The organism is Phenylobacterium sp. (genome assembly GCF_044358365.1).
GTDB lineage: Bacteria > Pseudomonadota > Alphaproteobacteria > Caulobacterales > Caulobacteraceae > Phenylobacterium.
Genome location: NZ_JBIKNZ010000007.1, coordinates 15,515 through 29,991, shown reverse-complemented (window position 1 = coordinate 29,991; position 14,477 = coordinate 15,515). Strand labels below are relative to the sequence as shown.

At 66.6% G+C, this 14,477-nt stretch carries 14 protein-coding genes; 9 read left to right on the top strand and 5 right to left on the bottom strand.

The features are described 5' to 3' along the window. Window positions 1-36: 36 nt before the first annotated feature. On the top strand, window positions 37-423 hold the full coding sequence (hisI, locus tag ACIQ3B_RS03630; RefSeq protein ID WP_397399961.1) for a phosphoribosyl-AMP cyclohydrolase: 387 nt from the start codon (window positions 37-39) through the stop codon (window positions 421-423). Further along, complete coding sequence (locus ACIQ3B_RS03625) at window positions 420-1,049, top strand: LysE family translocator (protein WP_397399960.1); 630 nt, start codon at window positions 420-422, stop codon at window positions 1,047-1,049. The genes hisI and ACIQ3B_RS03625 overlap by 4 nt, the downstream gene beginning before the upstream one ends. A 3-nt stretch (window positions 1,050-1,052) precedes the next feature. On the opposite strand, the gene ACIQ3B_RS03620 is transcribed toward ACIQ3B_RS03625, so the two are convergent. After that, on the bottom strand, window positions 1,053-2,081 hold the full coding sequence (locus ACIQ3B_RS03620; protein ID WP_397399959.1) for a serine hydrolase domain-containing protein: 1,029 nt from the start codon (window positions 2,079-2,081) through the stop codon (window positions 1,053-1,055). A gap of 112 nt (window positions 2,082-2,193) precedes the next feature. Between ACIQ3B_RS03620 and ACIQ3B_RS03615 the strand changes: the two genes are divergently transcribed. The 4 genes from ACIQ3B_RS03615 (at window position 2,194) to ACIQ3B_RS03600 (ending at window position 5,680) form a co-directional block, all read left to right on the top strand. Then, window positions 2,194-3,462, top strand: a complete 1,269-nt coding sequence (locus ACIQ3B_RS03615; RefSeq protein ID WP_397399958.1) for an NRAMP family divalent metal transporter — start codon at window positions 2,194-2,196, stop codon at window positions 3,460-3,462. Window positions 3,463-3,512: 50 nt separating this feature from the next. Next, the gene (locus tag ACIQ3B_RS03610; RefSeq protein WP_397399957.1) at window positions 3,513-4,049 is read left to right on the top strand and encodes a GNAT family N-acetyltransferase; all 537 of its coding nucleotides are present in this window, start codon (window positions 3,513-3,515) and stop codon (window positions 4,047-4,049) included. Between the two features lie 77 nt (window positions 4,050-4,126). Beyond that, window positions 4,127-5,434 carry a lanthionine synthetase LanC family protein gene (locus ACIQ3B_RS03605; protein WP_397399956.1) on the top strand — a complete coding sequence of 436 codons (1,308 nt, stop codon included), beginning with the start codon at window positions 4,127-4,129 and terminating at the stop codon, window positions 5,432-5,434. Window positions 5,435-5,518: 84 nt separating this feature from the next. Next, the gene (locus ACIQ3B_RS03600; RefSeq protein WP_397399955.1) at window positions 5,519-5,680 is read left to right on the top strand and encodes a DUF3309 domain-containing protein; all 162 of its coding nucleotides are present in this window, start codon (window positions 5,519-5,521) and stop codon (window positions 5,678-5,680) included. A gap of 8 nt (window positions 5,681-5,688) precedes the next feature. Here the strand turns inward: ACIQ3B_RS03600 and ACIQ3B_RS03595 are convergent, their stop codons facing one another. Together ACIQ3B_RS03595 and ACIQ3B_RS03590 are read right to left on the bottom strand one after the other, a co-directional pair. After that, entirely contained in the window at window positions 5,689-6,513 is an 825-nt protein-coding gene (locus tag ACIQ3B_RS03595; RefSeq protein ID WP_397399954.1) for a thioesterase family protein, read from the bottom strand. 14 nt (window positions 6,514-6,527) lie between these two features. Continuing rightward, window positions 6,528-8,051: a DHA2 family efflux MFS transporter permease subunit gene (locus tag ACIQ3B_RS03590; protein ID WP_397399953.1), complete on the bottom strand. Its 1,524-nt coding sequence runs from the start codon at window positions 8,049-8,051 to the stop codon at window positions 6,528-6,530. Window positions 8,052-8,151: 100 nt separating this feature from the next. Here ACIQ3B_RS03590 and ACIQ3B_RS03585 point away from each other — a divergent pair, with 100 nt between their 5' ends. From ACIQ3B_RS03585 to ACIQ3B_RS03575, 3 genes are read left to right on the top strand one after another with little or no spacing between them, the layout of a single operon-like run. Beyond that, complete coding sequence (locus tag ACIQ3B_RS03585) at window positions 8,152-8,643, top strand: MarR family winged helix-turn-helix transcriptional regulator (protein WP_397399952.1); 492 nt, start codon at window positions 8,152-8,154, stop codon at window positions 8,641-8,643. Further along, window positions 8,640-9,695, top strand: a complete 1,056-nt coding sequence (locus ACIQ3B_RS03580; RefSeq protein WP_397399951.1) for a biotin/lipoyl-binding protein — start codon at window positions 8,640-8,642, stop codon at window positions 9,693-9,695. Before ACIQ3B_RS03585 ends, ACIQ3B_RS03580 begins: the two co-directional genes overlap by 4 nt. Then, window positions 9,679-11,157, top strand: a complete 1,479-nt coding sequence (locus tag ACIQ3B_RS03575; protein ID WP_397399950.1) for an efflux transporter outer membrane subunit — start codon at window positions 9,679-9,681, stop codon at window positions 11,155-11,157. Before ACIQ3B_RS03580 ends, ACIQ3B_RS03575 begins: the two co-directional genes overlap by 17 nt. On the opposite strand, the gene ACIQ3B_RS03570 is transcribed toward ACIQ3B_RS03575, so the two are convergent. Together ACIQ3B_RS03570 and ACIQ3B_RS03565 are read right to left on the bottom strand one after the other, a co-directional pair. After that, a complete protein-coding gene (locus ACIQ3B_RS03570) occupies window positions 11,147-12,844 on the bottom strand; it encodes an alkyl sulfatase dimerization domain-containing protein (RefSeq protein WP_397399949.1) in 1,698 nt (565 codons plus the stop codon). The genes ACIQ3B_RS03575 and ACIQ3B_RS03570 overlap by 11 nt on opposite strands. A 109-nt stretch (window positions 12,845-12,953) precedes the next feature. Then, window positions 12,954-14,381, bottom strand: a complete 1,428-nt coding sequence (locus tag ACIQ3B_RS03565; protein WP_397399948.1) for an amidase — start codon at window positions 14,379-14,381, stop codon at window positions 12,954-12,956. Window positions 14,382-14,477 lie beyond the last annotated feature (96 nt).

Here is a 14,477-nt window from a genome sequence, read left to right as displayed (position 1 = left end):
AGCGCATCGTGGTCCAACGGCGCCATATCTAGGCGCATGAAAGCCGCTTCTTCTCCTGCGAAGGCCGCCCTTGAACAGGGCGACGCCCTGACCCCCCGCTTTGACGCCAATGGCCTGATCGCGGCGGTGACCACTCACGCCATCACGGGCGAGGTGCTGATGCTGGCCTGGATGAACGCCGAGGCGCTGGAGCGTACTCTGGCCACCGGCGAGGCGCACTACTTCAGCCGATCCCGGAACGAGCTTTGGCACAAGGGGGCCACCTCCGGACAGGTGCAGATCGTCGACGAGATCCGCATCGACTGCGACCAGGATGCCGTCTGGATGAAGGTGCGGCCCCAGGGCGACGGCGGGGCCTGCCACACGGGCGCGGTCTCCTGCTTTTATCGCGCCATCGAGGGCGGCAAGCTGGTGCGCAAGTGACGGTCGTTGAGGCATTGCTCGCCTTCACACTGGCGGCGGGCCTGCTGACCATGACGCCGGGTCTCGACACCGCCATCGTGCTGCGGACAGCCGCTGTCGAGGGCTCAAAGCGCGCTGCTTTTGCGGCCCTGGGCGTGATTGCCGGGTGTCTCGTCTGGGGCGCCGCCGTGGCGCTGGGCCTTGGCGTGGTTCTGGAGGCTTCCAACCTGGCGTTCAATGTCATCCGTTGGGCTGGCGCAGCCTATCTGGTCTGGCTGGGAGTCGGGCTGATCCTCAGGCCGCGCGAGCGTTTTGAGATCGCCAGCGACGCTACTTCGGTCTCAGGCGGTGACCTGGCCTGGATGCGCCGGGGGTTCCTGACCAATCTGCTGAACCCGAAGGTCGGCGTCTTCTACATTTCGTTCCTGCCGCAGTTTGTGCCGGACGGCGTGGCGGCGGGGCCCTTCATCTTCCTGCTGGCGGCCTTGCACGGCGTTATGGGCGTGGTCTGGTTCGCAGCTCTGATTGGGGCCACGCGCCCGATCGCGGGTGTCCTGCAACGCGCGGTGGTCGTGCGCTGGCTGGACCGCCTGACTGGCGGCGTCTTTCTGGCCTTCGGGGTGCGGCTGGCGCTTGAGCGGCGTTGAGCGCTACCGGAAGGCTGACACCAGCTCGCCCATCCACGCCCTGAGCGCGTCCTTCTTGTCCAGCGGCGTCGCGCCATTCCGCACCACCACCAGATCAAGGTCTGGCACGATCACAATCAACTGGCCGTCGTAGCCGTTGGCGGAGAACGAGCCCGGACCGCCGATATCCAGCCACCAGTGGGAGCCGTATCGCCCGTCGGTCACGCCGGCCTGCTGGAAGGTCGGAGTCCGTGCATAGTCGACCCAGCCGGGCGGCAAAAGGCGACGCCCTTCCCAGATCCCGTCGCGCAGATAGAGCAGACCGAACCGGGCGAAGTCGCGGGCCGTGCAGAAGCAATAGGACGAGCCAATGAACGTCCCCGCCGCGTCGAATTTCGGCGTGGCGCTGGTCATGCCCAGAGGCCCGAACAGCCGCTCGCGCATGAAGGCGGCAAAGTCCACGCCCTGGGCCTGTGCGGCGCAGCGGGCGACGATGTTGCTGGTGCCGCTGGCATAGTTCCAGAACGACCCCGGCGGATACGCCAGCGGCAGATCAGCGGCGTAGTGGGCCACATCGGATTTCCCCACGCCATAGAGCATCGCGATCACGTCGGACGGGTGGCCGGGCACATAGTCCTCGATGAACGCCAGGCCGCTCGACATACGCAACAGCTGGTCCAGGGTAATCGCGGCGCGAGGATCCCCCGCGCCCTGCCATTCGGGCACGTCAGCAGGCCGGTGGATATCGAGCTTGCCATCGGCAACCAGCATGCCGACCAGGGCGTGGGTCATGCTCTTGGCCATGGACCAGGATGGCTGGGTGGCCTCGGGACCCGATGCCACGCCATAGCGCTCGTAGACCAATCGCCCGCCATGGACGACCAGCAAGGCATGCGTCTCACCCAGGAGCTCAGAGGCAGGCTCGGCAAACGCCTCGGAGATCAGCGCCTCGAAGGCGCCGCGGTTCAGCCCGGCCGGCAGGGATCCGGCTGGCCAGTCCTTTGTCGGCCAGGGGACGTCATGGGCTTGGTCGGGGAGTACGAGCAGGGTCATGAGGGGCATCGTGCCGCGAAAAGATCGCGCTGTCAGTCGCCTTCGCCTTCGACCCGATCCGGCCTTGGCATTTCTCAAGTCGCGAAAAGCCTTCGAGGCCTAGACGGGTGATATGGACAAACCCGAGCCGTCACGCCTGCGCCGGTTCTTCTCGCAGTTGGGGCCGGGATTGATTACCGGCGCAGCGGACGATGACCCGAGCGGCATCGGCACCCACAGCCAGGTGGGGGCCGAGTTCGGCTATGGTCTGGCCTGGACCTTTGTCCTGAGTTTTCCGCTGATGGTGGTGATCCAGGAGGTCGCCGCGCTGATCGGCCGCGTCACCGGCGCCGGGATCGCGCGCAACCTTCGCCGTCACTATCCCAGGCCCCTGCTCTGGAGCGTGGTCCTGCTGCTGCTGATCGCCAACATCGTCAATCTGGGCGCGGACCTGGGGGCCATGGGGGCGGCGCTGGCTTTGCTGCTGGGGGGTAGCGGCGCGCTTTACACCCTGATGTTTGGTGTGGTCTGCGTCGTGATCGAAGTCGCCCTGAACTACGCCCGCTATGCCTCGCTGCTGAAATGGACGACGCTTTCGCTGTTTTCCTATTTCGCCGTTGTGATGGTCGCCGATGTGCCCTGGGGCCGGGCCCTGACGGCGCTGGTGATCCCGGAAATCCAGTGGACCCCGGCTTATGCCATGGCCGTGGTCGCCATCCTGGGCACCACGATCAGCCCCTACCTGTTCTTCTGGCAGGCCGCGCAGGAGATCGAGGAACAACACCGCCACCATGCCAAGCCCCTGTGCATCACCCCGCGCGAGGCCGGTCCGGAACTGAAGCGCATCCGGCTGGACACTCTGGTGGGCATGGGGTTCTCCACTCTGGTCTCGCTGGCCATCGTCTACGCCACAGCGGCAACCCTCAACGCACATGGCATCACCGACATCACGACCTCGGCGCAGGCCGCCGAAGCGCTTAGGCCCATCGCCGGCCCCTTCGCCTTCGCCCTGTTCGCCCTGGGCATTATCGGCACCGGCATGCTGGCGGTTCCGGTGCTGGCAGGGTCGGCGGCCTATGCGGTCACAGAGATGGTCGGCGTGGCAGGCAGTCTAGACGCCAAGCCGCTGCGCGCCCGGCTATTCTACGCCACGATCGCGGTAACGACCCTGCTGGGCGCCTCGCTCAACTTCATCGGGATTGACCCGGCCAAGGCCCTCTACTGGGCCGCCGTCGTCAATGGCGTGCTCGCCGCGCCGCTGATGGCGGCGATGATGCTGATCGTCCGGAACCCCCTGGCGATGGGCCGTCTCACCCTCTCGCCTGGCGCGGCGGTGCTGGGCTGGGCTGCCACCGGGGTCATGGCCGTGGCTACGGTGGTGTTCTTTTTGAGCCTGATCTAAACCCGGCCCCAAAGCGCCGTCACGCGCGTCCTCATTTTGGCAAGGCTGCCATGACCGCGACCCTGCGCCGCATTCAATCGGATGACCTTGAGCAGATCGCCCGCTTCCCGTTCACAGTTTCGATCCGCGAGCCGCTGACTGATGCAGGCGCTCTGCGCGCAACCTTCGAGGCCACAGGCTTCTGGACCGATGAGGCGGGCGCCATGGCCATCGTGAAGGACGGACGCATGGTCGGCACCTGCCAGTTCTACCGCGCGGCGCCCTGCATTCATGGCTTCGAACTGGGCTACATCCTGCACGATCCGGCCCACCGCGGACACGGCCTCGCGCCGCCAGCCGTGAGGGCGTTTTCCGACCTTTTGTTCACCGAGCGTCCCGCAGTCTATCGCCAGCAATTGATCATCGAGGCCTGGAATACCGCGTCGTGGAAGCTGGCCGAACGGTGCGGCTTCACCCGCGAGGGCCTGCTGCGCAGCGCCGGCTTCGGCGACGGCGATCCCGCCGACTGCCTGCTGTACGCGCGCACCCGCAAGGACTGGCGAGAGGAAGCCACCTCGATGATGGGCGTGGCGGTCGGTTCGGTCTAGGACTGCTCAAGGCCGCTCAAGGCTGCACGACCGGTCAACGGCGGCAGACAGGCCAAGGGAACCGAGGGAACGTCGCCATGAACGCCCATCTTTCAGCCGCGCTGGACGCGGTCAGGTTCATCCGGGCCCAGAAGATCGAGGGCCGCGCCAAGTGGCGTCGGCATGACGCGCCAGCGGCGGGCTCGGACTACAGCCTCTATCACGGCTCGAGCGGCATCATCCTGTTGTTGCTGGAACTGCACGCGGCGGGCCAGGACACCGGCGCCCTGGCCGAAGCCGTCGCGGCAGGCGAAGAGGTGCAGACCTATCTGCAGCGCAAGGACTGGCTGTCCGTCAGCCCCTCCACCGGTTGGCCCGGCTACGCGTTTGCGCTAAACGAGCTTGCGCGCGCCAGCGGCCGCGACGACTTTCGCGCCACCGCCGCGATGTGCCTGGACCGGCTGCACAGCCAGGCCGCGAAACTGGGCGCCGGAATCGGCTGGATCGAGCCCATGCCATTCTCCGACATTACCGGCCTCAAGGGCGACCGGGAAATCTATGACCAGTCCGTTGGCGCTGCAGGGGCCGGACTGATCCTGCTTTACGCTCACGAACAGGGCCTGCATGCCGCCGCGCTCGATCATGCCGTGGCCGTAGGCGAACGCCTGCTTGAGGTCTCTGAATCAGACCCGGACGGCCTGCGCTGGCGGATGATGAGCGACATGCCGTTTGAATTCACCGCGCCCAACTTCGCCCATGGCGGCGCCGGCGTGGGCTATTTCCTGCTCCAGTTGCACCGCGCCACCGGTGAGCCCCGCTATCTAGACGCCGCCCGCGAGGCTGCCCGCTACACGATGAGCCGCGCGACCGCCGCAGGGCCCTCGGGACGCCTGGTCTGCCATACCGAAGAGGCCCGCAAGCCGATCTTCTACCTGGGCGCCTGTCACGGACCGGCCGGCACCGGCCGCCTGCTGCTGGAACTGTACGACGTCACTGGCGAGACCCAGTGGCTGGACGCCGCCCGATCGCTGGTGGATGGCCTTGTCTCGACAGGCGCGCCAGAAACCCGCTCCAAGGGTTTCTGGAACAACCACGGCCAGTGCTGCGGCGACGCCGGCGTGGGCGACTTCGCCCTGTTGATGGCGGCTCGCACCGGGGAGCCGGCCTATCGTGATCTTGCGGCCCGTTGCGCCGACGTCATCGTCGCCAACGCCGAGCAGGGCGAAACGGGCCGCAGCTGGCGACACGGCGAGCACCGCGACCGGCCTGAATTCCTGCAGGCCCAGACCGGCTACATGCAGGGCGCGGCTGGCATCGCCAGCTTCCTGCTGCATCTGGCCACGACGGACGCCGGAGCGCCGGTCAAGATCTCCATGCCGGACTGGCCGAAGGCGAAGGCGGGCTAAGTCATCGTTTCGGGAACACTCCGCGCCCTCTCGGGTTAAGGTCTGGCTCCGGCGCTTGTGCGGGGCGATCCCGGCAGGTGGCCCGTGTCTCTCATCCTGATTATCATCATTCTGGTTGTGCTGTTCGGCGGCGGCGGCGGATACTATGCGCACCGCAGCTATGGCATGCCTGGCCTGGGCGGGGTGCTCGGCCTGATCCTCGTCGTTCTGGTGTTGTTGTATCTGTACGGCGGTTTACGGGTCTGATCCCGCGCCTATTCGGATGGGCTCCGCGTCAGCGGTCGGTACCAGGCCAATTGCTCACTGGTGGCCAGCAGCCTGCCGTCGCGGCTCCAGTAGCTAGAGCGCTCGTCCGAGGCGCCCCCACCGCCGACCCTGCCTTCGCACTCCACCAGGATGAAGTCCTCGCCGACTGCGGCCAGTTCCTCGGAGGTGGCGTGCAGATAGGCGGTCAGGGTCAGTGTGGTGGTCATGATCGTGCGGCCCAGCGCATACATGGCGCGCGGCGCGGAATTGTCAGTGACCATCCCCAGTCGCGCCTTGTCCATCGGACCGTTGCGCGAACGCACCCAGGCCAGCGTGTAGGAATCGCCGCTGGCTTGCGGCGGAAACTCCTCCAGTGTCCGACGTTCGAAGGCGGATGCACCATAGTGTTGAGAGGCGCCGGGCATGATCGGGCTGGGCAAGCTGTCGGGGTCCGGCGCCTCGGGCATCCTGGCGAAGGCGAAGGCCGGGGTCTCTGGTCGCCTGGCCAGGGTGACGATGCCATGCACCCCCACCTGGTCCGAGCCGGACGCCAGCAGTTCTACCTCCCACACGCCGATGGACCCGCCCTGTCTCAGGCGCCGGGTACGGATGTCGAGCGGGCCCGCGGGCAGGCCGGCGGCATAGGTCAGGGTCAGCGACAGCGCCTCGCCCACCGCATCGGGCTCGGCCTCCAGCACCCGGATGAACAGGCCGATGGCGTAACCGCCCCAAAGCCCCCCGCCGGGATTGTTCCATTCCGGCGCGGCGATCGTCGTCCACCGTCCGGGGGAGACGGCGGTGAGGGGCATGGCGTGGGTGGTCGTTGCGGTCATGGGTCCTTCGTTGGTCAGTCGGCCGGCGGCTCGGCGCGGCTGGGGGCTGCCGGGGTCGCCCGCATCACAAAGATCATCGGCAGCAGGATCAGCGCGGCCACCGCCATCCAGCTGAAGAGATTGTCGTAGCCTACCATGGCGCCCTGCCGGGTTACCTCGGCGTTCAGGATCTGCAGGCCTTCCGTCGTCGCCGGGCTGTAGGCGGGCGGCAGGGCGGCGGCCAGAACGGGATCGCCGATCGCCACCCGCTCGGTGATACGGGCGTGGGCGAGTGCGCTGTTGTTGATCAGCAGGGCCTGGACCACCGAGATGCCGACGCTCGAGCCCAGGGTCCGGGCCATGGTGGCGATGATGGTGCCCTCGGTGCGGTGAACCGGGCTCAGGGTGGCGTAGCCCAGCGCGCTCAACGGGGCGAACATAAGGCCGGTGCCCAGGCCCTGGACAAAGCCGGTGACCATGATCGGCGTAGCCGTCATGCTAAGGTCGAAGTGGCTCATATCCCAAAGCGAATAGGCCGAAACGAGGACGCCTACGACCAGCACCTGCCTGGCGCCGAACCGCGAGACCAGAAACGGCACGGCCAGGAAGGCGATCAGCGAACCCAGGCCGCGCGGCATGCTGGCCCAACCGCTCTGCAGCGCGGAGTAACCCATCAGGTTCTGCATCAGGAGCGGCAGCAATGCGGTGGTAGAGAACAGCAGGATGCCTATGAAGAAGCCAAACACCGCCGAGCCCACGAAGTTGGCGTCTCGCGCCAGATCTCGATGGAAAAAGGGGTTCTTCGACGTCAAGCTTTGGGCGACAAAGACATAGAGGCCTGCGGCCGTGATCGCGGCGGTGAGAATGATCTCCCGGGACTCCAGCCAGTCCTGGCCTGGCCCCCGATCCAGCATCAGCTGGAAGCTGCCGACAAACAGGGTGAGCGCCCCGAAACCCAGAAAGTCGAAGGGCCGCTGTCGCCCGCCCTCATCCGTGTCCATGTAGGTCTGGATGCCGAGGAACGCCAGGATGCCGATCGGCACATTGATGTAGAAAACCCAGCGCCAGCTCAGGGTCTCGGTCAGCCAGCCCCCCAGGCTGGGGCCGATCACTGGCCCGAGAATTATCGCCGCACTCCACAGGCTCATAACCCGGGGGATCATGTGCTGGGGGTAGAGATCCAGCATGGTCGCCTGTGACAGCGGAATCAGCGAGGCGCCCGCGATGCCCTGCAGCAGGCGATAGATCACGATCTCAGGCAGACTGGTCGCCGTGCCACACAGCACGGAGGCCAGGGTGAAGCCGGCGACCGAGTACAGAAACATCTTTTTCCGCCCGATCCGCTGCGAAAGCCAGCCGGACAGCGGGGTCATGATCGCCGTGGCGATGATGTAGGAGGTCAGCACCCAGGTGATCTGGTCCTGCGCCGCCGAGACACTGCCCTGGATGTGCGGCAAGGCGACGTTGGCGATGGTGGAGTCGAGCGTGTTCATCAAGGTCGCCAGCATCAGGGCGCCGGTGATGGGAATCCGGTTCTTGATGTCCTTCGCGGTGGCCACGAACCGGTCTCGACCCTGAAACGGCCTCTCTAGGAAGGCACTTGACGATAAGGTCCATTACATTCAAAGGCGATGACGTCTAGTTGAAAAACGGATCGATATGGACGCGCCGACAGCTGTGCTGCGGGAAGGGTCGAACGCCCGCTACGAGATCGGTTTCGGTCTTGCAGAGGTCACGCGCCTGCTCAGGGCCCACTTCGATGTGCGGATGCGCAAGCTGGGGCTGACGACGGCGACCTGGCGGGCACTGGCCTATCTGTCGCGTCAGGACGGTCTGACCCAGGCGGCGCTGGCGGAGCGTCTCGAAATCAGCAGGGTCGCGTTGGGCGAGACGGTCGACCGGCTGGAGAAAAGCGGTCACGTGGAGCGACGGGCCGACCCGTCGGATCGCCGAAAATGGCGCGTGCATCTGACGCCGCTGTCGCGCGAACTGATCCCGGTGATGTTCGCAACGTCCGATGAATTGCAGGCCGATTGTTTCCGCGATCTGTCCGAGCACGAGCTGGGATTGCTACAGACCAGCCTGGAGCGGGTACGTGTGCGCCTTGCTGAGATGAAGATCGAAACACCGGACGAAGAGGCCGGATCATGACCGCTACAAATCCCACAGAGCCGCCTCGCCGACGCCGTTGGCGATGGCCGCTGATCATCGCCGGACCGGTGCTGATTCTCGGCGGCGTCATCGCCTACTTCATGCTGAGCGGTCGCTACCAGACAACCGACGACGCCTATGTCCAGATCGCCAAGGCGCCGGTCGCGCCCTCGATCAGCGGACGGGTGACCGAGATCTATGTGACGGAGAACCAGGTCGTGAAGCGCGGCCAGGTCCTGTTCCGGCTGGATGTCCGCGATCATCAGGCCGCCGCTCAGGCCGCCGCCGCGCAACTGGCCGGCGCACGGATGCAGGTGGACACCTTGCGCGCCGCCTACCGGGTCCAGGCCGCCAACGTCGAAGCCGCGCGCGAGACTTTGGCCTTCTCCCAGCGAGAGGCAGAACGCTTGCGCAAGCTGTTCAGGGTGGGGGTCATCTCCCAGCTCCAGGTGGATCAGGCCGTTCACACAGCGACGCTGGCGCGCGGACAACTGGCTGCGGCCCAGCAGGCTGCCGCCCAGGCGTTGGCAGGCCTCGGCGGGGACCCAAACCTGGCTACCGACGCCGCGCCGGCGGTGATGCAGGCCCGGGCCCAGCTTGACAGGGCGGAACTGTCAGTATCCGACGCCACGGTTACCGCTCCGGCTGACGGTGTGGTGGCCCGGGTTCAGCAGATGCCTGTCGGAACCTATCTCAACGCCTCTCAGACCGCATTCTGGCTGCTGTCTGGAAAACCCTGGATCGAGGCCAACTTCAAGGAAGACCAGTTGGCCGGAATGAAGGTCGGCCAACCCGTAGAGATCAACGTGGACGCTCGCCCCGACGCCGGGTTACGAGGTCATGTCGCCAGTTTCTCACCCGGCACCGGTGCGGCCTTCTCCGCACTTCCCGCCCAGAACGCCACCGGGAACTGGGTCAAGGTCACACAGCGCCTGCCGGTTCGGATCGAACTGGACACCCCCACCCGCGACCTCGCCGCAGGCCTCTCGGCCACGGTGAAGGTGGACATTCGCGCCCAGCCGCAGAAGGCCGCTGATGCCCGGGCGCCCTGAGCTTCAATCTCGCGCGACGTGGGTGATCGCCCTGGCGCTTGCAACAGGCGCCTGCACGACCGCTGGCCCGAATTTCGAGACGCCCGCCCCGCCGCAAGGCGCCGCTGCCGTTGGATACGCCATGAAGGGGGACGCCACGCCGCCTGGCGTGCGCCTCGATCCGGTCGCCTCACCCAACGGCCCCTGGTGGCGGGCCCTTGGCCTGGCGGGGCTGGACGAGGTCATGCAGTTGGCGCTGGCCAACAACCAAGGCCTGGCCGAAGCCAATGCCGCCCTGGAACGCGCCCAGGCCGAGGCGGATTCCGCCCGAGGCCAACAGCGGCTGCAAGCTGACCTCAATGCCAGCGCCAGGAAGACCCGGATTAACTCCAAGCTGTTCGGCTTCTCCGGCTTCACGCCACCGACGATCGGGCTGCTTTCGGTCGGTGGGAACGTGAACTACGACCTCGATCTGTTCGGCGCCCGCCGGCGGGCGACAGAGCAGGCCCGGGCCATGGTGGAGGTGGCGCGCCATGAGGCCGACGCCGCCCGGTTGACGCTGACGGCCAACGTCGCGCGTCAGGCCATGACCATCGCCGCGCTTCGGGCCCAGATCACCGCGATCGAGGCCGTCATCGCCGACGACCGCCGGATCTTCGAGATGGTCAGGGCGGCCCAGGCGGAGGGCGGCGTCCCCCTCTCCGATCTGGTGCTGATCTACCGGCAATTGACTGACAGCGAGGCGTCGTTGCCTCGCCTGCAGAAAGACCTGGCCTCCGCGCGCCATCAGCTGGCGCTGCTCGTCGGACGCGCCCCCGCAGAATGGACGCCACCGGACTTCGCCCTGGATCCTGCGCAGGCCGTCGCCGACGTTCCCGTCGCCCTTCCATCAGCCCTTGTCCGTACTCGACCCGATATCCTCGCCGCTGAAGCGGAACTGCACGCCGCCACTGCCGCGATAGGAATCGCCCAGGCCAACCGCTACCCGGACATCCGCCTGACCGCGACTCTGACCCAGACGGCGACCACACCCGAGGGGCTGTTCGGCTACAGCGGCAGTGGCTGGAACCTGTTCTCCGGCCTGTCGGCGCCGGTGTTCAACGGCGGAACGCTAAAGGCCCGCCAGCGCGCAGCCGAGGCGGAGGCGCGGGTCGCTCTGGCGCGATATCAGTCGACCGTCCTCAGAGCGTTCGTGCAGGTCAGCGACGCACTCTCCGCCGCGAGTTCCGACCACGCGGAACTGGAGGCGGATCGCCGTTCGCTGGCAGCCGAAGAAGGCAAGTTACGCACCGCACACGCAGCCTATGATCTGGGCGGTGCGAGCCTGCGCCAGGTGGTTGAGGTGCAGCAGCTGGTGAACCGGGCACGGCAGACCGTCGCCCGCTCTCAGGGTCAGTATGACCTCGACATGATCCGGCTCTACGCCGCCGTCGCTTCGGATTGGCGAACGTCGGCGCAGACGGTCGCCGCCGCTAAGCCCTGAAGCCGGAGATTTCGAAGCAGGCCAGCGCGGCGCGTACCGCCGCGGCGTCCCCGTCAATAGTCGCTGCGCCCGCCGCCAGGGCCTCCGCGAGGGTTGATGCCCCGGAGATGACACTCGTCAGGTCGCTGTAGGACATGGACAAGGTTGAGGTCGCGCCGACACCGTCTGTGGCCACAGACACGCTGTTACGGATATGCAGACCCGCCGCCGGCGCGTCGCTGAAATGGAAGCCGATATGGTGATCAAGACCCGCCGCGGGAGCCGGGTCCAGGGTTACCCGGATCAGGTTGAGCGCTTCGCGGGGCGTCAGCCGGGCCAGTTGACCAGCGCGGAACCGGTGCTCCCGCAGGCGCGAAAGGTCAGTCGACCCGTCGATATCGCGGGCCCTGGTCAGACACCAGTTGCGGATATTGGCCGCAGTGGTTCGACTGGCGATGTCCCGCAGCACATCGGCCAGAAGCTGCCGGTCCCCGGCCGTCGCCCCGGCTCGCGCGGCCAGCCAGCTGGACAACTCCAGCGCCCATCGCAGGTCGTTTGCAGTCCGGGCTTCATCGACCAGATTACGCACGGTCTCCGCACCGCCAAAGCCCGCGACCATCCGCCCGGCGCGCTCCGTCGGCTCGACCTTGAACAGTCCCCCCGGATCGCCGTCAAACCAGCCGCGAACGCCAGCGGCGATCTGGCGGACATGGTGCTCGGCCACGCCGTAGAATTCCGTCGTCAGGTAGTCGTCGTCGCACGCCGGCGGAAGCACGATGGAATGGGCCAGATGATCGGTGGTCTGGCCCTTGTTCATGCCGCGTACTGTCTGGTCCCAGAGGAACTGGATGGAGTCGCGATAGCGCGTAGTCCGCGCCTTGATCTCGGCCTTCCCGGACAGCGGCGGTCCATGTGCGCCTAGCAGATGCTCGGCCTCCAGGCTGAGCACATGGTCGATGCCCGGCAACAACACCTGCGGGTCTCGATACTCCTCCCCGCGGATGGCGAAGATGTTGAACAGTGTGGGCCAGACGATGTTCTGCACGCAGACCCCGAGCGCCGGAAACCAGAAGGTCACGGAATCGTCGGCGTCCGACGGGGCGTGGGCGACCTCGACCATAAGACCGGCGATCGTCAGTGTTTCACCGCCCCGGAACGTCGCGGTAGGCGTCACATGACCTGGCGTGAACGGTGCGTGGGACGGATCGCGGAACACCAGACCCAGCCCCATGTTGACCACGCCGTCCGGCCCCTCGGCCGGCAACCGCAAGCCGAACTGATGAATCAGACCGCTGGAATAGGCCGGAGCGATCTCGGTGGAGACACGGGCCAGGTTCAGGGGAATGCGTTCGTGGCCATAGACGGGCAGGTCACGGCCGGCCTCGGCGAAGATCGCGCGCGTGCCGTTCACATAGTGGAAGTGCGTGTACATCACCGCCACCATCGGCGCCTGGGTACGGGTCCGAAGCTCGGCCAGCGCCGAGGCCATCTCCTCGTTGCTCTCGCCGGTATCGATGGCGATCACACCCTCAGGGCCTTCGATAAAGGTCTGGTTTGACAGGCCGTTGCCCACCAGCGTCCAGACCCCGGGCGCCACATCGTATAGCCGCCGCACCATCCGTGCGGACTGTTCCAGGGCGCGACGGTGCACCCTCTGGCCCCGGCTGTCTTCGACCGTTACCGACGGATCGGCATCAAAGCTGCGCATCGTGATTCCCCCTCGCCTCTTTCGGGCGTCCGCGACGATAGCGCCCCGGACCGCAAGAGGTCCACCGACCGAACAGGTGGCCTTGGCCGCGCCGACCGATTCGGCCTGCCTAGTTCCAGATCGGCGGACGGCGGTCCTTCCAGGGCAGTTCCTTTTCCAGTTGTCCGGCCAGTCGGTAGAGCGTGGCTTCATCGGCGAACCGGCCGGTGAACATCATGCCGATCGGCAGGCCGTTCCCAGACTGCCAGAGCGGCAGCGACATCGAGGGTTGCCCAATGAAATTGGCGGGCGGGGTGGTGGCGTAGGTGGCGGCCTGGCGCTTGTCGAACTCCTTGGTGTCGTCCATCAGCGGATTCAACCAGTCCAGCCGGGGCGCCGGGGTGCTCATCACCGGGGTCAGATAAACGTCGAAGTGATCCCAGGCCGCCAGCATCTGGCGGTTCATCAGGCGCAGCTGCTGAAAGCCCCAGAACGCCTGCTGGCCGGTTACCCGTTTGCCGGCCTCATATCCGCGGCGGGCCAGCGGGCCCAGTTCGTCATCCCCCGGCTCGCGGCCCAGCGCCTCCACCCAGCGGCGCACATTGGCCGAGAAGTTGGATGCGCTGGCCAGTCCCTGGGCCTTGAACAGCAGTCGGTAGTCGATGCCGAGCCCCCGCTCGAACACCTCATGACCCAGCGCCTTCAGCGCCTCCACCGTCTTCAGCAACGCGCCCATCATCTCATCGGGGATCGGCCGCCCGCTGGGGGTTTCCGCGGACCAGGCGATCCGCAGCTTGCCCGGACTGCGCGACACCTCGTCGAGATAGGGGCCATCCTTCGCCGGCGCCTGGAAGGGGTCGCCCGACTGCACATAGCCCGTGGCGTCAAGCATCGCAGCGCTGTCGCGCACCGTGCGGCTCACCACATGGTGCACCGAGAACCCGAGGGCGCCGTCCGAAACCTCGCAGATCGGCGTGCGGTCCCGCGTGATCTTCATGCCCACCAGACCACAGCACGCCGCCGGGATACGGATCGAACCGAGGCCGTCGCTGGCGTGCGCCAGCGGCACAATCCCCGCTGCCGTCGCCGAGGCCGCGCCACCGGACGAACCGCCGCTGATATGCTCCGGGTTCCAGGGATTACCGCAGGCGCCGAGCTGGTCTGAATTGGTCACGCCCGGGATACCGAACTCCGGCGTATTGCTCTTGCCAAGCAACACCACACCGGACTGTCGATAGCGCCGCACCAGCTCGCTGTCGTCAGCATCCGCAGCCACCCGGGCGAACCGGCTGCCCGAGGTGCGTGGCCAGCCTTTGACCTGGGCCCCCAGATCCTTGATCAGGAACGGCACGCCCTTGAACGGCCCATTGGGGAGATCGCCAGCGGCCGTGGCGCGGGCCTCGTCATAGGCCTTGTGCACCACCGCATTCAGCACGCCGTTGTGGCGCTCGATTCTCTCGATGGCCGCCTCCACCAGTTCGACCGGAGAAACCTCACCCCTGGCCACCAGGCTGGCCAGGCCCAGGCCGTCATGGTCCGCATAGTCGGGTAGGCTCATTCGTCTGCTCCCTTGTCGCTTTGCCCTCTACTCTTCCAGAAGATCGGCCCCGTAGCACCACCCTCTTTTTGCTCAAATAGAGTTTGCTGCTTTGAA